The sequence below is a fragment of the Pseudocitrobacter sp. RIT415 genome (genome assembly GCF_003057695.2).
In the GTDB taxonomy this organism is placed as follows: Bacteria; Pseudomonadota; Gammaproteobacteria; order Enterobacterales; family Enterobacteriaceae; genus Pseudocitrobacter; species Pseudocitrobacter faecalis.
Genome location: NZ_QBJC02000038.1, coordinates 1 through 18,246, shown reverse-complemented (window position 1 = coordinate 18,246; position 18,246 = coordinate 1). Strand labels below are relative to the sequence as shown.

General features: G+C 51.6%; 18 protein-coding genes. 6 read left to right on the top strand and 12 right to left on the bottom strand.

Features of this window, described 5'->3' with window-relative positions; all coding sequences use genetic code 11:
- Positions 1 to 190: 190 nt before the first annotated feature.
- Positions 191 to 2,581, bottom strand: coding sequence for a glucose/quinate/shikimate family membrane-bound PQQ-dependent dehydrogenase (locus tag DBY68_RS22395; RefSeq protein ID WP_108477006.1), 2,391 nt, complete (start codon positions 2,579 to 2,581; stop codon positions 191 to 193).
- Positions 2,582 to 2,786: 205 nt separating this feature from the next.
- Between DBY68_RS22395 and hpt the strand changes: the two genes are divergently transcribed.
- Positions 2,787 to 3,323, top strand: coding sequence for a hypoxanthine phosphoribosyltransferase (hpt, locus tag DBY68_RS22390; protein WP_015965881.1), 537 nt, complete (start codon positions 2,787 to 2,789; stop codon positions 3,321 to 3,323).
- Positions 3,324 to 3,414: 91 nt separating this feature from the next.
- On the opposite strand, the gene can is transcribed toward hpt, so the two are convergent.
- The gene (gene can / locus DBY68_RS22385; RefSeq protein WP_108477005.1) at positions 3,415 to 4,077 is read right to left on the bottom strand and encodes a carbonate dehydratase; all 663 of its coding nucleotides are present in this window, start codon (positions 4,075 to 4,077) and stop codon (positions 3,415 to 3,417) included.
- Between the two features lie 105 nt (positions 4,078 to 4,182).
- On the opposite strand from can, the gene DBY68_RS22380 reads away from it, so the two are divergent.
- The 4 genes from DBY68_RS22380 (at position 4,183) to DBY68_RS22365 (ending at position 7,730) form a co-directional block, all read left to right on the top strand.
- Entirely contained in the window at positions 4,183 to 5,109 is a 927-nt protein-coding gene (locus DBY68_RS22380; protein WP_108477004.1) for an ABC transporter ATP-binding protein, read from the top strand.
- Positions 5,106 to 5,876: an ABC transporter permease gene (locus tag DBY68_RS22375; RefSeq protein ID WP_108477003.1), complete on the top strand. Its 771-nt coding sequence runs from the start codon at positions 5,106 to 5,108 to the stop codon at positions 5,874 to 5,876. The genes DBY68_RS22380 and DBY68_RS22375 overlap by 4 nt, the downstream gene beginning before the upstream one ends.
- A 104-nt stretch (positions 5,877 to 5,980) precedes the next feature.
- On the top strand, positions 5,981 to 6,421 hold the full coding sequence (locus DBY68_RS22370) for a PTS sugar transporter subunit IIA (RefSeq protein WP_108477002.1): 441 nt from the start codon (positions 5,981 to 5,983) through the stop codon (positions 6,419 to 6,421).
- Between the two features lie 61 nt (positions 6,422 to 6,482).
- Complete coding sequence (locus DBY68_RS22365; RefSeq protein WP_108477001.1) at positions 6,483 to 7,730, top strand: polysaccharide deacetylase family protein; 1,248 nt, start codon at positions 6,483 to 6,485, stop codon at positions 7,728 to 7,730.
- A gap of 5 nt (positions 7,731 to 7,735) precedes the next feature.
- Here DBY68_RS22365 and panD read toward each other — a convergent pair whose 3' ends face one another.
- On the bottom strand, positions 7,736 to 8,116 hold the full coding sequence (panD, locus tag DBY68_RS22360; protein WP_015965876.1) for an aspartate 1-decarboxylase: 381 nt from the start codon (positions 8,114 to 8,116) through the stop codon (positions 7,736 to 7,738).
- 274 nt (positions 8,117 to 8,390) lie between these two features.
- Here panD and DBY68_RS22350 point away from each other — a divergent pair, with 274 nt between their 5' ends.
- Positions 8,391 to 9,317 carry an Rpn family recombination-promoting nuclease/putative transposase gene (locus DBY68_RS22350; protein ID WP_108477000.1) on the top strand — a complete coding sequence of 309 codons (927 nt, stop codon included), beginning with the start codon at positions 8,391 to 8,393 and terminating at the stop codon, positions 9,315 to 9,317.
- A gap of 26 nt (positions 9,318 to 9,343) precedes the next feature.
- Here DBY68_RS22350 and panC read toward each other — a convergent pair whose 3' ends face one another.
- From panC to DBY68_RS22305, 9 genes are all read right to left on the bottom strand, one after another.
- Positions 9,344 to 10,195, bottom strand: a complete 852-nt coding sequence (gene panC / locus DBY68_RS22345) for a pantoate--beta-alanine ligase (protein ID WP_108476999.1) — start codon at positions 10,193 to 10,195, stop codon at positions 9,344 to 9,346.
- A gap of 11 nt (positions 10,196 to 10,206) precedes the next feature.
- Positions 10,207 to 10,998, bottom strand: a complete 792-nt coding sequence (panB, locus tag DBY68_RS22340; RefSeq protein WP_108476998.1) for a 3-methyl-2-oxobutanoate hydroxymethyltransferase — start codon at positions 10,996 to 10,998, stop codon at positions 10,207 to 10,209.
- 116 nt (positions 10,999 to 11,114) lie between these two features.
- Positions 11,115 to 12,362 carry a fimbrial protein gene (locus tag DBY68_RS22335; RefSeq protein ID WP_108476997.1) on the bottom strand — a complete coding sequence of 416 codons (1,248 nt, stop codon included), beginning with the start codon at positions 12,360 to 12,362 and terminating at the stop codon, positions 11,115 to 11,117.
- A 42-nt stretch (positions 12,363 to 12,404) separates the two neighbouring features.
- Positions 12,405 to 12,977, bottom strand: coding sequence for a fimbrial-like protein (locus DBY68_RS22330; RefSeq protein ID WP_108476996.1), 573 nt, complete (start codon positions 12,975 to 12,977; stop codon positions 12,405 to 12,407).
- A 6-nt stretch (positions 12,978 to 12,983) separates the two neighbouring features.
- Positions 12,984 to 13,574 (bottom strand): fimbrial protein, encoded by a 591-nt coding sequence (locus DBY68_RS22325; RefSeq protein ID WP_108476995.1) that lies wholly within the window; start codon positions 13,572 to 13,574, stop codon positions 12,984 to 12,986.
- Between the two features lie 12 nt (positions 13,575 to 13,586).
- A complete protein-coding gene (locus tag DBY68_RS22320; RefSeq protein WP_108476994.1) occupies positions 13,587 to 14,159 on the bottom strand; it encodes a fimbrial protein in 573 nt (190 codons plus the stop codon).
- A 16-nt stretch (positions 14,160 to 14,175) separates the two neighbouring features.
- The gene (locus tag DBY68_RS22315) at positions 14,176 to 16,782 is read right to left on the bottom strand and encodes an outer membrane usher protein (RefSeq protein WP_108476993.1); all 2,607 of its coding nucleotides are present in this window, start codon (positions 16,780 to 16,782) and stop codon (positions 14,176 to 14,178) included.
- Positions 16,783 to 16,814: 32 nt separating this feature from the next.
- Entirely contained in the window at positions 16,815 to 17,546 is a 732-nt protein-coding gene (locus tag DBY68_RS22310; protein ID WP_108476992.1) for a fimbrial chaperone, read from the bottom strand.
- A 59-nt stretch (positions 17,547 to 17,605) separates the two neighbouring features.
- Positions 17,606 to 18,175 carry a fimbrial protein gene (locus tag DBY68_RS22305; RefSeq protein ID WP_108476991.1) on the bottom strand — a complete coding sequence of 190 codons (570 nt, stop codon included), beginning with the start codon at positions 18,173 to 18,175 and terminating at the stop codon, positions 17,606 to 17,608.
- Between the last annotated feature and the right edge of the window lie 71 nt (positions 18,176 to 18,246).

The following is an 18,246-nucleotide window of genomic DNA, read 5'->3' as shown; positions in this document are numbered from 1 at the left end:
GCCTTAGTTGTAAGTGTCTACCATGTCTCCGAACAAGTGTTCACTATGTCCCCGGACTGTACACTCCCACAGGGAGAGGGAACCGATTGTGCCCGCTGGTTTTCTCCTTCTCCTTGTGGGAGAGGGAACGGATTGTGCCCTGGTTTTCTCCCTCTCCCTGTGGGAGAGGGGCGGGGTGAGGGGAGGCAAATTACTTCACATCATCCGGCAGCGCATACGCGACAATATAGTCGCCCATCTTCGTACCAAACGAACCATGTCCGCCTGCGGAGATGACCACGAACTGCTTGCCATTCGCTTCATAGGTCATCGGCGTCGCCTGACCACCTGCCGGTAAACGACCCTGCCACAGTTTTTCACCGTTGCTCATGTTGTAAGCGCGCAGATAGTTATCAGCGGTTGCCGCGATGAACAGAACGTTACCTGCAGTAGAGATTGGCCCGCCCAGCATCGGCATACCCATATTAAACGGTACAGGAACTGGCATCGGGAACGGCATGCTGTCCTGCGGGGTACCGATACGTTTTTTCCATACCACTTCGTTCGTTTTCAGATCCAGCGCGGAGATGTAACCCCAGGCTGGCTGTTTGCAAGGCAGACCAAACGGCGACAGGAACGGGTTCAGGGTAACGCCGAACGGCACGCCATACTGCGGCTGTATACCGGATTCGGTACCGCTACCTTTCGCGTCTTTCGGCGGCTCCATTGGGTTACCTGGGCCACGTGGGATCAGTTTTGAGACAAACGGCAGTGCCATCGGGTTGGCAATCGCTACCTGACGGTTCGGGTCAACGGAGATACCGCCCCATTCGAACATCCCCAGGTTACCCGGGAATACCAGTGTGCCCTGCTCAGACGGCGGGGTGAAGATACCTTCATAGCGCATCTGGTGGAACATCACGCGGCACACCAGTTGGTCGAACATGGTGGCGCCCCACATATCCGCACCGGTTAAATCTTTCTTCGGACGGAAGCTGAGATCCGAGAACGGCTGCGTTTTGGTGACGTAATCACCTTTCGCCGCGCCCTGCGGAACCGGTTTTTCCGGAGCCGGGACGACCAGCTCGCCGTTACGACGATCCAGCACGAAGATGTTTCCCGTTTTCGCCGGCGCGTAAATAACCGGGACTTTCTGGCCTTTAACCGTAATATCCGCAAGCGTCGGCTGGGACGGCATATCCATATCCCACAGATCGTGGTGAACGGTCTGGTAACTCCACACCAGTTTCCCGGTAGTGGCATTGAGTGCCACGATAGAGCTGGCATAGCGTTCCTGCTCCGGCGTACGGTTGCCGCCCCAGATATCTGGGGTGGTCACACCCATCGGCAGATAGACCAGATCCAGTTTCGCGTCATATGCTGCTGGTGCCCAGGAGTTCGGCGAGTTAAAGGTAAAGGTGTGTTCATCCGACGGAATGGCGTTCGGATCTTTCGCGCCCGGATCAAAGGCCCACAGCAGCTTACCGGTGTTCACGTCGAAGCCACGAATAACGCCAGACGTTTCACGCGTCGAGAAGTTATCCGTCACCGAACCGGCAATGACGATGGTTTTATCGGTAATAATCGGCGGAGAAGTTGGTTCATACAGGCCCGGCGTAGTATCCGGCATGTTGGTCTGAAGATTAAGGATCCCTTTATTGGCAAAGGTCTCACACAGTTTGCCGGTTTCGGCGTTGAGGGCAAACAGACGACCATCGTTCACCGGTAGAATAATGCGACGCGGGCAGTCTGCCATGACATCGGTACTTGCCGTTTCGGCACGTGCTTCGTGGTAAGAAACACCACGGCAGGTGACGTGCTGGAAGCTCGGATTGGAGTTGAGTTGCGGATCAAAGTGCCATTTTTCTTTCCCGGTTGCCGCATCCAGCGCGAACAGACGCTGGTGGGCGGTACAAAGATAAAGCATGTTGCCGACTTTAATCGGTGTCACTTCATTGGTCAGCTCACCCGGATCGTCTTCGCGTTTAAGATCGCCAGTACGGAACACCCAGGCTTCTTTCAGCTTGTGGACGTTATCCGCGTTGATCTGCTTAAGTGGAGAGAAACGCTGGCCTTCCTGATTACGGCCATAAGCAGGCCAGTCTTGATCCGCCACGGTGGAAATCGGCTCGGCAGGTGTCGCTTCGGCGTTTAACGTACCGTTCACTTCCTGCGGGTCATTGAAGCCAGCCCAGGTCAGGATGCCGCCGCTAATCAGTAGCGCCACCACCAGCGCGGCAACGGCTCCGCTGGATGGGATAATCAGGCGACGCCAGACAAATGGCAAAATCAGCCAGATACCGAAGAAGACCAGAATATCGCTGCGCGGGGTCAGCGCCCAGAAGTCGAAGCCCACTTCCCAGACGCCCCAAATCATGGTCGCCAGCAGGAAAGCAGCATAAAGCCAAAGCGCCGCACGTTTGCTACGCCACAGCATCACCGCCACGGCCAGCATCACCAGGCCGGCGATAGGGTAGTACCAGGAGCCGCCAATCGCGACCAGCCAGCCTCCTCCGATGAGAAGATAGAGCCCACAGATAGCCGCAAAAACGGCCGTGAGCACCACGAGTAACCGTGGTTGTTGTGATTTTGTTTCTGCCATAGAGAATACTCGCGTCAGTTTGTTAATTATTGCTTTCAATTGATTATAGGATTTAACAACTGTGACGGGTATCACAAAATTTGCTTTATTATCCAATTCAGCGGAGAAATCGATTTGCTGGTATACTGACGCGCTTGCCGAACGATGCCTGCGCGTAGCGCCGGGATATCGATAGATTTACCTCTAAAATCATATGGTTAGTTTTATGAAACATACTGTGGAAGTGATGATCCCGGAAGCGGAGATCAAAGCGCGTATCGCTGAATTGGGCCGTCAAATTACTGAGCACTACAAAGACAGTGGCAGTGAAATGGTATTAGTGGGTTTGCTGCGTGGCTCATTTATGTTCATGGCTGACCTGTGCCGTGAAGTGCATGTCTCCCATGAAGTCGATTTTATGACGGCTTCCAGCTACGGCAGCGGTATGTCCACCACGCGTGACGTCAAAATCCTCAAAGATCTGGACGAAGACATTCGCGGTAAAGATGTGTTGATCGTGGAAGATATCATCGACTCCGGGAATACCCTGTCGAAAGTCCGTGAAATTCTTAGCCTGCGTGGGCCAAAATCATTGGCAATCTGTACGCTGCTGGATAAACCGTCCCGCCGCGAAGTCAACGTGCCGGTTGAGTACGTGGGCTTTGCCATTGAAGATGAATTTGTCGTGGGATACGGCATCGATTACGCACAGCGTTATCGCCATCTGCCATATGTCGGGAAAGTGGTTCTGCTGGACGAGTAATCGTCGTTTGGTGTCGGATAGCGCTTCGTTCGTCCGACCTGCCTATCTAAGCCGGGTGAGGCGATGCCGCCGCCCGGCTTTTTAACAGATGTTACTTGTGGTTGGCGTGTTTCAGCTTGAGGTTAGAAATCCCGTTGCGATAACGCTGCTCCAGGGTTTCACGGTTGGTTGCCGTCACATCAAGATCGCGCAGCAGGCCATCGTGAATGCCGTAGGCCCAGCCGTGAACGGTGACTTTCTGCCCACGTTTCCACGCTGACTGCATAATGGTAGAGTGGCCCAGGTTATACACCTGCTCCATCACGTTCAGTTCGCAAAGCGTGTCCAGACGGCGCTCCTGCGGCATTTCACCGAGCAGAGAACTGTGTTTGAACCAGATATCGCGAATGTGCAGTAGCCAGTTGTTGATAAGGCCGAGCTCCGGGTTTTCAACCGCTGCCTGAACACCGCCGCAGCCATAGTGGCCGCAGATAATGATATGCTCAACTTCCAGCACATCCACAGCGTACTGAACCACGGAAAGACAGTTCAAATCGGTGTGAATGACCAGGTTGGCAACATTTCGGTGAACAAATAATTCGCCCGGCTCAAGACCGGTTAAACGTTCGGCGGGAACGCGGCTGTCGGAACATCCAATCCATAGAAAGCGCGGTTTCTGCGCTTGCGCCAGTTTCTCGAAAAATCCGGGGTCCTCTTCCACCAGCATTTTTGACCATAGTTCATTGTTGCTGATGAGTGTATCTATGTCTTTCATGGAGGTTAACGACCTGTAACCAAGTAAGTGCGTTGCGCTAATATAGGTCAACTCAACTTTTTTTAAAACCATACATTGAACGCAAGAATTCAAAAGAGATATTCAATGACCATTGCACTGGAACTAAAACAGCTCAAAAAAACCTATCCTGGGGGCGTCCAGGCACTGCGCGGAATCGATCTGCAAGTGGAAGCCGGAGACTTCTACGCGCTGCTCGGGCCGAACGGTGCGGGTAAATCAACCACGATTGGTATTATCAGCTCACTGGTGAATAAAACGTCCGGCTCTGTGAGCGTGTTTGGCTACGATCTGCAAAAAGATGTGGTGAACGCCAAACGCCAGCTTGGCCTCGTGCCGCAGGAGTTTAACTTCAACCCCTTTGAAACGGTGCAACAGATTGTGGTGCACCAGGCGGGCTACTACGGTGTTGAGCATAAAGATGCCATTTCACGCAGTGAAAAGTATTTAAAACAGCTCGATTTGTGGGAAAAACGCAACGAACGTGCGCGTATGTTATCTGGTGGGATGAAGCGTCGTTTGATGATTGCTCGCGCCCTGATGCACGAGCCAAAACTGCTGATTCTGGATGAACCCACCGCAGGCGTGGATATCGAACTTCGCCGCTCAATGTGGGGTTTTTTGAAGGATTTAAACGACAAAGGCACCACGATCATTCTCACCACTCACTACCTGGAAGAGGCGGAAATGTTGTGCCGCAACATTGGCATCATTCAGCACGGTTCGCTGGTGGAAAACACCTCGATGAAGAACCTGCTTTCAAAGCTTAAGTCGGAAACGTTCATTCTCGATTTAGCGCCGAAGAGCCCGCTGCCAACGCTTGATGGCTATCAGTATCGTCTTGTCGACACCTCAACTTTAGAAGTGGAAGTACTGCGTGAGCAGGGAATTAACAGCGTGTTCGCCCAGCTTAGCGCGCAGGGTATTCAGGTATTAAGTATGCGTAACAAAGCGAACCGACTGGAAGAGCTGTTTGTCTCGCTGGTCCATGAAAAACAAGGAGAGCAGGCATGATGCAGCTTTATTGGGTGGCCCTGAAAAGTATCTGGACCAAAGAGATCCACCGTTTCATGCGTATCTGGGTGCAAACGCTGGTGCCGCCGGTCATCACCATGACCCTCTACTTTATTATCTTCGGTAATCTGATTGGCTCACGTATCGGTGAAATGCATGGTTTCAGCTATATGCAGTTTATTGTGCCGGGGCTGATTATGATGTCTGTTATCACCAACGCCTACGCCAACGTTGCCTCTTCATTCTTTAGCGCTAAATTCCAGCGCAACATTGAAGAGTTGCTGGTCGCACCCGTACCGACGCATGTGATTATCGCCGGTTATGTTGGCGGTGGCGTGGCGCGCGGGTTATGTGTGGGCATTCTGGTGACGGCCATTTCCCTTTTCTTTGTGCCGTTCCAGGTGCATTCATGGGTATTTGTCGCGTTAACGCTTCTCCTGACGGCGGTGCTGTTCTCGCTGGCGGGCCTGCTCAACGCAGTTTTTGCGAAAACCTTTGATGACATCAGCCTGATTCCGACCTTCGTGTTGACACCGCTTACCTATCTCGGCGGGGTGTTTTATTCCCTGACGTTACTGCCGCCGTTCTGGCAGGGGCTGTCGCATCTGAACCCGATTGTCTATATGATAAGCGGCTTCCGCTACGGCTTCCTTGGCATTCACGATGTGCCGCTGGTCACCACTTTTGGCGTGCTGGTGATTTTCATCGTCGCCTTCTACCTGCTGTGCTGGTATCTCATCCAGCGCGGACGCGGCCTGCGTAGTTGATTCGCCACTCCCCCGGGTTTTCCCGGGGGAAAAATTAGAGCGTTATCACCGTTATTTTTCCTTTTTCCCGCTACAGTATGCTTTTACCAGGGAGGTAAGTCACTATGTTGGGTTGGGTAATCGCCTGTCATGACGATCGGGCAGAGGAATTGCTCGAACGTCTGGAGAAAAAATTTGGTTCGGTAGTCCAGTGCCGGGCGGTGAATTACTGGCGCGGAATGAGTTCCAATATGCTCAGCCGCATGATGTGCGACGCGTTACATCAGGCAGATTCCGGTGATGGTGTCATTTTTCTGACCGATAAAACCGGCGCAGCGCCTTATCGCGTTGCGGCTTTGATGAGCCATAAGCACGATCGTTGCGAAGTGATTTCGGGTATCGATTTTCCTTTACTCGCCCAGTACTATCCGCTGCGGGAAACGCTCAGCAGCGAGGATTTTCGCAATGCCATTGTTGATCGTGGCCCGGCGGGGGTCAGTAGCCTGTGGCATCAGCAACAAAAAAATCCGCCCTTCGTCCTGCTACATGACGCGTATAAATATTAACCGTATTCATTGATGTTGCTTTTGTTACAATAGCGGCAGTTTTTTGCTGCGGTTTTTATCCATGTTAATGCGCATTGTATTCATACTGACGTTGCTGCTCTCCAACGGCGCGGCGGCAGCCCTGACGGCCCCGCAAGGGCTTCCTCCTCGTTATATGCAAACCACTGAAGATGCGGCAGTCTGGGCGCAGGTGGGCGATCGTGTTATCACGGTCGGCAATATTCGCGCAGGGCAAATCCTTGATGTGGTGCCTACGTCGGCGGAGTATTACGAATTTCGCTTCGGATTTGGCACCGGGTTTATCGATAAAGATCACCTTGAACCGGTACAGGGGCGACAGCGCGTTGAGGATGGACTGGGCGATTTACATCGGCCAACCAGTAACCAGAACCTGATAACCTGGAAAGATACACCGGTCTATAACGCGCCGGATGCTGGCAGCGCGCCGTTTGGTACGCTGGCGGAAAATCTGCGCTATCCTATTCTGAGCGCGCTAAAGGGGCGGCTGAATCAAACTTGGTATCAAATCCGCATTGGTAATCGGCTGGCCTACGTCAGTTCGCTGGATGCGCAGATGGATAACGGTATTCCGATGCTGACCTATCATCACATCCTGCGTGATGAAGAAAATACACGCTTCCGTCACACCTCGACCACCACCTCGGTGCGCGCTTTCAGTAACCAGATGACCTGGTTGCGCGATCGGGGGTATGCCACCCTGAGCATGTATCAACTGGAAGGCTACGTGCGCAATAAAATGAACCTCCCGGCGCGGGCGGTGGTGATTACCTTTGATGATGGCCTGAAATCGGTCAGCCGTTATGCGTATCCGGTGCTGAAGCAGTACGGCTTCAAGGCAACGGCGTTTATTATCTCGTCGCGCATAAAAGCGCATCCGCAAAAGTGGGACCCGACATCACTGCAGTTTATGAGCATTTCAGAACTACGTGGTATTCAGGATGTATTTGATTTTCAGTCACATACTCACTTCCTGCATCGCGTCGATTATTCTCGTCATCCGATTCTACTGAGTCGCAGTTACCACAATATTCTGTTTGATTTTAAACGTTCACGTCGGGCACTGGCGCAGTTTAACCCGCATGTGCTCTATCTCTCTTACCCGTTTGGCGGCTATAACGCTGCGGCAGTGCAAGCGGCAAACGACGCGGGATTCCATCTGGCGGTCACGACGGTGAAAGGGAAGGTGAAGCCGGGGGACAATCCGTTCCTGTTGAAACGACTCTACATTTTAAGAACGGATTCACTGGAGACCATGTCGCGGCTGGTCAGCAACCAGCCGCAGGGGTAGGGGAATCAGGCAACCTGAACCGGAATGGCTTTTGCGGTGCGTTTCATCTCATTGTCGCCTTCAAAGTAAGCGACTTTCGGACGCCAGGTACGGGCTTCTTCATCTGGCATGGTGACGAAGCTTGCAATGATCACAATATCGCCCACTTCGGCGCAGTGTGCAGCCGCACCGTTCACCGAGATGATGCGAGAACCGCGCTCTGCCGCAATCGCGTAAGTGGAAAAGCGCTTACCATTAGTCACGTTCCAGATATCAATGGCTTCGTTTTCAAGAATACCGGCAGCGTCAAGGAAATCCTGGTCAATGGCGCAAGAACCTTCGTAGTGCAGGTCAGCCTGGGTCACTTTGACGCGATGGAGCTTACCTTGCAGCATAGTGCGAATCATAACTTCTACCTTTCTACCATAACGATAACAAAGCTGATGTGAATATCAGCTTCAGGAAATTCCTGGCAGTATTGCCCGATTTTGGTTGGGTGTCTACTCATCTGGTGTCGTTTCTTCGCACAGTTTGCGTACAGCTGCGAGAAACTGACGGTAACGAATGTATCTCTCTGATTTTTATCCCGAGTCGTCTCGAGGCGTTAACATTGCCTTGCTGACGTTGGGTTGCTGTTCCAGCGATACTGCGCGCATGGGATGAATGGCAAAGGCCGGGATAATGCAAAGAGTCGCCAACACGCCGCATGATGCGGTATTCAAACAGTTTTTGACGCACACCGATACGGCACGTGATTTTCTGGATATTCATTTGCCGCAGGACATTAAAGCGATTTGCGATCTCAGTACGCTCAAGCTGGAGTCCGGGAATTTTGTCGAAGAGAGTTTACAGGAGCAGTACTCTGACGTGCTTTACTCCGTATCGATGCAGGGGCATTCAGGCTATCTGCATATTCTGCTCGAACATCAAAGTACGCCGAGTAAGAAAATTGCCTTTCGGATGATGCGTTATGCCATTGCCGCCATGCAACGCCATCTTGAGGCGGGTTTTCAGCAGTTGCCGCTGGTGGTGCCTATCCTTTTCTATCAGGGGAAAACATCCCCTTATCCCTACTCAATGTGCTGGACGGATATGTTTGCCTCGCCGGAACTGGCTCGACGCCTTTATTGCGAGCCGTTCCCGCTGGTGGATGTCACCACCATTCCGGACGATGAAATTATGCAGCATCGCCGCGTGGCGATACTTGAACTGCTGCAAAAGCATATTCGCCAGCGCGATTTAATGAAAATGCTGGAGGATCTGGCCACCCTTTTAAGCGCGGAGTACACTAGCGAAAGTCAATTAATCACGCTGGTAAACTATATGCTATTGCGTGGTCATACTGACCAGCCGAAACTATTTTTCCGTGAACTGGGAAGGCGTTTGCCAAAGGAGAAGAAGATGGGAACTGTTGCTGAGTGGCTTGAAGAGCAGGGGATATTAAAGGGAATACAGCAAGGTATGCAACAGGGTATGCAACAGGGCGAAAGCAATGCCACGCAACGTGTTGCGGCACGCATGTTGAAAAGCGGCATGTCGCCAGAACTGGTTGCTGAGATGACTGACCTAACCCGCGAAGAAATCGATAAAATACCCGACTGGCGCTGACCGCTGTCAGCGCCAGTTTCGGTCAATCAGCCTAATTCGACAATTTTGTTGTCGATGAGGCGAGCCTGTCCGAGCCATGCGGCCATCAGGATCACCGCACGTTTGCTGCTGTCGGTCAGGTCGAGCAAAGTATCGGCATCGCGGATCTGAATGTCGTCGGCGCGGAAGCCCTTTTCATTCAGCTCCTGCTCGGCGATGGCGATCATTTCCTGCTGATCGCGTTCACCGTTTTGCAGTTTTTCAGCCACGCTGCTCAGCACTTTATATAAGCCTGGCGCGATCTTACGTTGATCCGCCGTCAGGTAACCGTTACGTGAGCTGAGCGCCAGGCCATCTTTGGCGCGAATAATCGGCACGCCCACGATTTCAATATCGAAGCCCATATCGGCAACCATTTTGCGAATCAACGCCAGTTGCTGAAAATCTTTTTCGCCGAAGCAGGCGATATCCGGCTGAATCAGGTTAAAAAGCTTGCTGACGATAGTTGAAACGCCGCGGAAGTGCCCCGGTCGACTGGCACCTTCGAGCATGGTTGAGAGACCCGGTACATCGACAAAAGTATGATTCTCAGTGCCCTGCGGATAGATTTCCTGCGCAGAAGGTGCGAAAACCAGATCGACTTTGCGCTTGTTCAGCTTCTCGCTGTCTTCCTGCAAGGTGCGCGGGTAGCGAGCCAGATCTTCCGGACGATCGAACTGCATCGGGTTAACGAAAATACTGACCACTACCACATCCGCACGTGATTTTGCTTCGTCGACCAGCTTCATGTGGCCATCGTGCAGGTTGCCCATGGTGGGCACCAGCGCCACGCGCTTGCCTTCCATACGCAGACGGCGGATATGCTGACGCAGCAGCGGCAGGGTTTCGATAATTAACACAACGTGACTCCTTAATGGAAACTGTGTTCTTCGCCCGGATAGACACCGGACTCCACTTCAGCCATATACTGCCGCACGGCAGCACGGATGTCGCCCGTTTCGGCGAGGAAATTTTTGGCGAATTTGGGGATATGGCCGCCGGTTATTCCGAATGCGTCGTGCATCACCAGAATTTGTCCATCGGTAACGTTACCTGCGCCAATACCGATAACCGGGATCGCCAGCGCTTCGGTAATGCGTTTCGCCAGCTCAACCGGCACACATTCCAGTACCAGCAGTTGCGCTCCCGCGGCTTCCAGGGCCAGCGCATCGCTCAGCAACCGATCGCCCGCATCGCCACGGCCCTGCACTTTATACCCGCCGAAAACGTTGACCGACTGCGGGGTTAGACCCAGATGACCACACACCGGTACGGCGCGCTCGGCCAGCATTTTGACCGTATCGGCAAGCCACGCGCCGCCTTCAATTTTGACCATGTTCGCGCCCGCGCGCATCACGATAGCCGAGTTTTCAAACGCGTGTTCCGGCGTGGCATAAGCCATAAACGGCAGATCGGCCAGCAGCAGGCAGTTTGGTGCACCGCGACGCACGGCGGCAGTGTGGTAGGCGATGTCTTCAACCGTTACCGGCAGCGTGGATTCGTGCCCCTGAACAGTCATGCCCAGCGAATCGCCGACCAACATCACATTCAGCCCTTCATCAGCAAACAGTTTGGCGAAGCTGTAGTCGTAAGCGGTAATGGTGGCGAAGCGTTTTTTTTCTTGTTTGTATTTGTTCAGTAAGGAGATGGTGGTCGGTTTCATCATAACCCCTGTTAGCCATAAGTGTTATCGATAGGATTGGCGCATTGTAGGGGATGTGAGTGATGAGTGTTAGCCCTTTATGGTCAAAACCGGCAGGCTGACCTGCCGGTGGTTTCTCAGGGGTAGGTGATAGAGAACGTGGCGGTAGCTTTGAAGTCTCCCCCAACGATCTGTTGATTACCATCCTGCTTAAGTGTTGCGGTAAAGTTCATTACCTGACTCCCCGGTGTTCCGTCAGCGCCGGTGCCAATAATTCCGTTAGAGGCGTCGGCGGTATCGGCATAGGCTTTATAAACGGACGAGATATTATTAGGCTCAAGAATGGTTTCCGGGAAGTGTGAGTTAGTCGCCCCCTTAATTTCGACGCCAACCCCACGGGCATTACTCGTGGTGAGCGTGTTACCGAGCAGTGAAGGTGAAGTAGCAGGAGACGCCGTTGTCAACTTCACCTCAATATTGGTCACCCGATAGCAGTTTTGTAGATTAATAGAAAAGGGAACACTGTTTGCACCGTCAATAACTTCTTTGGGGCTATACTCGCCGAGGCTAACTGTATCCCCATTGGTAACGCTATTACCGCTAAGCGTGGCTGTTTGACAGGTTGGCGAACTTAACGTGATATTAGTAAGGTCGAATTTTTGAAAAATAGATTTTGAAAAAATTCCGTTCCCAGGCGAAAGGTTGGTCAGTTCATAGTGATAGGGGCCATTACTCAGAAGTTCAACGCTGCCAGTGGTGCCTGGATTGAACGTGTTGTCGTTATAAAACTCGACCTTAATGTCGCTGCCGAATCCACCGACGGAAACATAGGAGCCTTCGGGGGCTTCACAAATTGTATGTTCTGGGATTAGCGCTAAAGATTGTTGTTCGCTATCCCCTACATAAATATCTACATCAGACGATACCTTCCAGGAGCTGACATTAGTCATATGCATTCTGAAATATAATCCAGTGATGTTGGTCTTAAATAATTTATGCCCTTCAGGTGCAGCAACAGGTGCGGGAACGAAATGGCTGGTGAGCGTAATGGGCGACATAGTGCCACCCTGTGCGCAATACAGCACACCGGTTCCTCCTTTTTGAGAGGTATCAACTCTCCCCAAAGACAGTGTTATATTGCTCGATTGTAAATTGGCTGCCCTCGGGATCACAAGTTGGCTTGCACCACCGGAGGAAACGATATTGGTGGCATAGCCATCTCCTGCGGGGCCACCATTATTCGATGTTGTGCCACCATTCATATCCTTACTCCCGACGATAAGCGTATCGTTTGAGGCATTGGCACAATGGATATATCCCAATAACAGGATGAGTAAACCCCTTCGCCATTGTGTACTTCCTGAATGTTTTTTTATCTTATCCATTTTTTTCATCCTTGAGAAAACATCGATATAAAATATGCGGCGTTAATCATAATAGGCAGAGACAAAAACGCTGGTTTTAACGACGCCACTGCCAGCCGCTTGTGCGGGATCAACCTTTTGCATTCGCGCGTGAAAACGGTAGGTTGCATTGCTTAATTCGCCCGCACTGACGGGATAAATACTTTGTGAGTGGCCTTGTGTATCAAGTACGTTAAAAATATTTTGCGCATCCTGCGTTGATAAAATTACCACCCCAACGTTTTGTGCACCGCTACTCTGCTGGTTAATAAAAACCTGCTGATTGGCGGGTGACAACGCTCCTGATACAGGTAAAAAATCAACCGTCAGATGGGATGGAGTTTTACCACTACTTTGTACACAGTTATTGACGGTGATACTGAAGGGGGCACCGCCTGAATAGAGTTGGTTCACATCAGTATTGCGCTCAAGATCATTAAGAGTGACGGTTCCAAGGTTGATCTGACCGCCGTTACTGAATGAGATCTGACAACTGGTATTAATAATTGTGGCGGTCATATTTAAATCCGTTGTTGTCGCCACTGCGGTGAGCGAAAACAGGGATCCGGTGACAAGAGCGCAGAAATTAAGTTTCATCTTCAATTACTCATAAGTCACGGTGAAAACCGCGTGGGTGGAGAATTTGCCTGCGTTGACGTCCGCGAGCGTGCTGTTTGCGGCAATCACCATCCTGGCGCTTAACGGCCAGCGGGTAACACTCGCACCAGAGGCTTGTGACACATCGACAATAGTGGTTGGCGGTGTCTTGCAATGGAGTTGAAGAGCACCCGCCCCCTCAGGCTGATTCGTCGTCCATACTTCGGCAGACGCGCCGGTCGCCGCATCACTACCTGACAATGCGTTGCGATAGCCGCCTCCGGTGCTGGCGGAACCATCACAGCCGGTTTGCGGCGACAGCGTCACGCTGGCCTGATGCTTCACCAGCCCCTCACACTGAGAGAACACCAGACTGAAGCTTTTAGTTTTGCTTTTATTGGCCAGTTCATTGAGATACACATCACCCAGATCGATAGTCGTGGTAAGTTGATCTTGTGCATTATGTAATTCTGCAGTACAGGTACTTGCCGTGACGGTTGTCCTGGCGGTCAACGTCAATGAGTTTGGGCCAGCAAGGCTGCAACTTATATTGGTGGCGACAAACAAGAAAAATAGCGTAATTCGTTGATAAAACATGAACTATTTCCGTTAGTTATAATTAAAAACGAACGTGGCTTTGGCCTGAAAAGCCCCGGGACTGATATCGTTAGCCGCATTTAGCTGACGGATAATCCCGGTGAGTTCCATCCCTTGAGCGATTTCATCGGTTGTCCAGTCAACATAGGTGCTTCCATCAAGCGTGAAGCGCGAATTATCATCTTCGCCCCGGCGTTTAAAGCCGACGCCAATACCGCTCGCATCAGCCGAAGAAGCATTATCATTAATTAATAAGGTATTTGATTCCCCGCTACGGTTGCCGTTGATGGTCATCTTAATGCTCGAAATATCGTTATTGCAGTTGGTGGGCGTCACCTTAAAACTGGCCTCGGTAAGTGCGCTTTTCTGGGTGATATCTGCAACACCCATTGTCGGGAAATCGAGATAGTAATTACCGCTGGCAGCGTCGCCGCTGACCGCCGATCCACTTAACGCGCTAACCCCCATTGCACAGGTTGTCTCTTTGACCGTGGCGGTGAAGTTCACCGTTAACTCCGTCGCTGATAAACATAAAGGTGCCTGTAGCGTTATCAACAACAGAGGCAGTCGTAAATTTACTTTCATGTGCTCTCCAGTCGTGTTAGTTCAGTTTGCAAGGTACGGCGTTCAACACGACGGTTTTACCTGCCATGGTCGGAGAAGACGGCACCTGGTAGTGAATACGACACTGTCGCTGACGGTTATTTTCCTGCCATGTCACAACCAACTCCCCTTGTTGTTCAATACCCCGGATGAAGGCCTGACTTCCCTGGCCTACGGAACCGAGCGAGAGCCCTTTACTGTCCGTAACATCGGCAGCAAACGGCACGGGCTTGTTATCGCTGCGTATCAGATTAAGGATGGCTGAGCGACCGCTATCGGTATCAAAGTGACTGAAAACAACCGAGCCCTGCCGCGGGATAGCGACGGTACTGGTGCTTTTCAGCTCCACATCGTTATCCAGTTCCTCAACGTTGAGTGCGACGGTGTTCTCACGGTAAGGCGAGAGAGAGCTTGTAACTCCATAGCCAAAGCGATCGACCGTACTGTTGCCATAGTTAATGCTTGCGCCCTGTGCGCCTTCCGCATTGACCAGCGCCAGCGTGTCGGAGTCGGTAAAGCTGTCATTGGTAAAGGTCAGCCCATGCTGATGAAGAACAAAGCCGCCGTCAGTGCTGACGCCGTACTGGCGTGAGTGGTCGCTGCTGGCGGAGGCTGAACCTGATAATGTGCCCCATGGCGATTCGTAACTGACAAAGCTGCTGATGGTTTTGAGATCGTCGCTATCCTTCATGGTGCTATAGGCTGTGTTCACACTGTAGTTCCAGCGGTTATCCTGGCTGTAACCAATTGCGCTGGCGTTATACTGCGAACTGCCCTTGAGATCGGTGTTAACGCTGGTGTTCAGCGTTCTGAACCCGCCTTGCTGGCTACTCCGACCCAGTAGCTTATCGAGCGGTATAGATAAACTCAGATAGACCGAATCGTCTTTATTGTTATCTTCATCGTAGGTGCGCTGCAGGCTGATGCTGTAGCTTGCCCAGTTAAAGGCGTTGCTATAGCCCAGTGCAAAGCTGCTTTGGGATTCACCGGTGACCCAATAGTCCGTCCAGGTACCGTTCAGATAAAACGATCCATAATCGCGATCGCCATTTTTGAGCGACTGGTTAAGGCTGACGCTAAACTGGTTTTTCATACGGCCATAGCTACCGGGCCCCTGATAATCGCTGTCATAAGGATGGTTGGCTGAGTCGATAAGCGTGAGGGCATCATTAAGACCCAGATAGTTTTCGGTTGAGTAGCGATACGCCGCGATATTGAGCGAGGTTTCCGTTGGCGCGAAATATTTATTCCACGAAATACGGTAGCTCTGGCCTTTATAGGTTTTGTCATCCGGAATTTCGGTATGCGACTGGGTCACATCGAAAGAGAACGCCCCGATAGAGGTATTCATACCCACACCCAGCAACCCAGCCCAATAACCGTTATCCGTCGCCTGCAAACCGGTATATCCGGTAAAGGTGTTCGTCAGGCCGTAGTAGTAAGTTCCCTGGATAAGATTAGGCTTATCTCTGAGATCATCTTTGTTGACCTCACCGGCGCTAAAGTCCCATTTCCCCACGCCAGGGCGCATCATTTGCATGACGGATGAGTAGGCCTGAGAAAAGGTTTTTTTCGACCCATCTGATTCGGTGATAGTGACTTCAAGATCGGCGCCGTAGCCGGCAGGCGTCAGGTCATCAATGGCAAATGGCCCCGGCGGAACGGTGGTTTCGTAAATCTTATAACCGTTCTGAGTGATGGTGACTTTGGCGTTGGAGTTCGCCACGCCGCGGATAACCGGCGCATAAGACGCGAGTGTCGGCGGCAACATTCGGCTTTCGCTGTATAAACGCACGCCGCGAATGCCGACAGAGTCAAAGGTTTCACCGGTAGTGTTGGTTTCACCCATCACTAACTGCGAGCGCAGTTTAGGAATATCGCGCTGCAGGTATTTATCTTGAAACTCGAAGCTGCCGCCTTTGTCTTTGTCCCAGGAATAGTTGCCGTGGGAGCGGAAGTGCCAGCCCCACAGGTTGATCCCGCCCATCAGGCCCGCGTAGCTGCTTTCTGTGGTTTGCCCGGTTGTTTCGCTTCGCCAGCCGTTCACCGTATAAGAGAGCATCGCCGCATTGATGCCTTCATCCCAAAGGGAAGGATCGACATAGTTGGCATAGGTTTTTTGCAGCCAGATTTGCGGAACGGCGATATCGAGCCGCTGATCGTTACTGTTGTAGGCCACGCTGGACTGAGGAATTGCCACGGCCAGGTTGAGGCAACTCTGTGCCGCCTGTTCACGTTTCTGAAAGATTGCGTTGTCCGCCAGATTATCAGGCACCCGGATGTGGAGTTGCAGTAAAGTATTTGGCGTTATACAGGCCTGGGCGCTTTTGCCTTTTTCGGTTTCGATAAAGTCCAGTTTCAGGCTGCTGGTGGCCTGTTCGTTAATGTAGACGCTGACATCATAGCGGCCAGGCAGCGCGGGGTTACCTTCACTGTAACGTGCAACATTGATGTTTCTCGCACCGGCACCCATCAAAAAAGTGTTGTCAAACTCAACAGTTTCTTCCGCTGCCAGGGCATTCTGCGCGCACGACATCAGCCCAGAGGCAATCAGACAGGCGAGGGGTGACAGACGAAGCTTTCTGTCGTTGGATGACCGTTTCATTTCCGCAATCCCTGCTTGGTTTTCTCTAAAGATCAAAGTTTGGTTTTACCATCAATCGCGCCGCCAAAATCATTGATGGCGGAGTACTCGACAACGGCATTCGACGGTGGGGTTGTAAGCCCTTTAACGGCCATTTCAGCACTGCTTTTGGGGGCGACCATGCTGGATTCAACCAGGTATTTTTTGCCGTTAACTGACACATTGACGCCGCTAAACGAAACATAAAATGGTGTGGGGTTGGTTGCTGATAGCAGCACTTTTCCAGCCGCGGAGTGCAAACGCCAGGTGAGCTGTTTTACCGCCTCAGGTGCGTTTCCACTCAGACCCTCCGGGCGATAAAACAGTTTGATTCGCGTGCGAAAAGCGAGTTGAAGAATGTTTTTATCTTTCGCTTCGGCATCGCTCACTTTTGGCGGAACTTCCAGCGCATTAAACCAGAACACACTCTCCCGATCGGTGGGTAATGTTTGTGAGTTATTCCAGGCGATTTTTACCGTCTGGCCACGTTTGGCATCCACCCGGGAAACCGGTGGCGTGACGGTGAAAGGCACGGTGATGGTACTGGGATCGGCATTTTCGCTGCCTGTATCAATCCACGTTTGTACTAATAACGGACGTGAGCCTTTATTTTCCATGCGTAACGTCACGTCTTTTTGCGCGGCATTATAAATAATGCGGGTGCCTGAGAGCACCATATCGGCGTGTGCGGATAAACTCGCCCCTGTCATAAGCAGAGCCAGGGTAAATTGACGCATCCTTGTCATAATGATGTCCTTTTATAATTGTGGCGTGCAGTAGAGCACCAGTGCACGCCAAAAACGTATTACTGATAGGTAACGGTGTAAGCTGCGTTGGTTTTAACAAAACCGGCCGTCACAGCGGTCGCGCTATCTTCTTTTACGTAAGATGCTTTGAAGTTGTAAGTCGCTTTTTTGTTGTCAAAGGCTTTAACTTTTACATCCGTAGAGTCGTTAATTTTTACCTGTTCAACGGTAGAGGCGTCTTTTAAATAATGAACCGCTACTGCAACACCGGTTGCCGCCTGGTTAACGGTGTGATCGTTATTCAGCGTTCCCTGGCTATTGCTGAAGAAAACGGAGCCCATACTTAAGTTCGCACTACCTGTAACGGTTGCTTTTGAGCAGTCGACGGTGATTGAGAAAGCTTCAGGTTTTGCACCCACAGTGCTGGCGCTTACGACGCCCGCATTGGTCACTTCCGCAGTGGTTGCCGTTTGCAGGGTAATCTGACCATCCTGCGCGCCGCCATCAACGTGCAGGTCGCAGGTGTTGTCACTGACCAAACCGGCAAAGTCCAACTGACCGCCATCCAGCGCAAAAGCGGAACTGGTAAACAAGACTAATGCCGCAGCAATAGCACTTTTCTTTAACATGATAATATCCTTATAAATAAATGAAGGTGAAAAACGTCACCTGAATTAATTATAAAAAAGATATTTTTTGA

Bases quoted from the DNA above. Each gene is read 5' to 3' on its own strand.
- DBY68_RS22395 (WP_108477006.1), bottom strand. From the start codon at position 2,581: ATGGCAGAAACAAAATCACAACAACCACGGTTACTCGTGGTGCTCACG.
- hpt (WP_015965881.1), top strand. From the start codon at position 2,787: ATGAAACATACTGTGGAAGTGATGATCCCGGAAGCGGAGATCAAAGCG.
- can (WP_108477005.1), bottom strand. From the start codon at position 4,077: ATGAAAGACATAGATACACTCATCAGCAACAATGAACTATGGTCAAAA.
- DBY68_RS22380 (WP_108477004.1), top strand. From the start codon at position 4,183: ATGACCATTGCACTGGAACTAAAACAGCTCAAAAAAACCTATCCTGGG.
- DBY68_RS22375 (WP_108477003.1), top strand. From the start codon at position 5,106: ATGATGCAGCTTTATTGGGTGGCCCTGAAAAGTATCTGGACCAAAGAG.
- DBY68_RS22370 (WP_108477002.1), top strand. From the start codon at position 5,981: ATGTTGGGTTGGGTAATCGCCTGTCATGACGATCGGGCAGAGGAATTG.
- DBY68_RS22365 (WP_108477001.1), top strand. From the start codon at position 6,483: ATGTTAATGCGCATTGTATTCATACTGACGTTGCTGCTCTCCAACGGC.
- panD (WP_015965876.1), bottom strand. From the start codon at position 8,116: ATGATTCGCACTATGCTGCAAGGTAAGCTCCATCGCGTCAAAGTGACC.
- DBY68_RS22350 (WP_108477000.1), top strand. From the start codon at position 8,391: ATGCAAAGAGTCGCCAACACGCCGCATGATGCGGTATTCAAACAGTTT.
- panB (WP_108476998.1), bottom strand. From the start codon at position 10,998: ATGAAACCGACCACCATCTCCTTACTGAACAAATACAAACAAGAAAAA.
- DBY68_RS22335 (WP_108476997.1), bottom strand. From the start codon at position 12,362: ATGGATAAGATAAAAAAACATTCAGGAAGTACACAATGGCGAAGGGGT.
- DBY68_RS22330 (WP_108476996.1), bottom strand. From the start codon at position 12,977: ATGAAACTTAATTTCTGCGCTCTTGTCACCGGATCCCTGTTTTCGCTC.
- DBY68_RS22325 (WP_108476995.1), bottom strand. From the start codon at position 13,574: ATGTTTTATCAACGAATTACGCTATTTTTCTTGTTTGTCGCCACCAAT.
- DBY68_RS22320 (WP_108476994.1), bottom strand. From the start codon at position 14,159: ATGAAAGTAAATTTACGACTGCCTCTGTTGTTGATAACGCTACAGGCA.
- DBY68_RS22315 (WP_108476993.1), bottom strand. From the start codon at position 16,782: ATGAAACGGTCATCCAACGACAGAAAGCTTCGTCTGTCACCCCTCGCC.
- DBY68_RS22310 (WP_108476992.1), bottom strand. From the start codon at position 17,546: ATGACAAGGATGCGTCAATTTACCCTGGCTCTGCTTATGACAGGGGCG.
- DBY68_RS22305 (WP_108476991.1), bottom strand. From the start codon at position 18,175: ATGTTAAAGAAAAGTGCTATTGCTGCGGCATTAGTCTTGTTTACCAGT.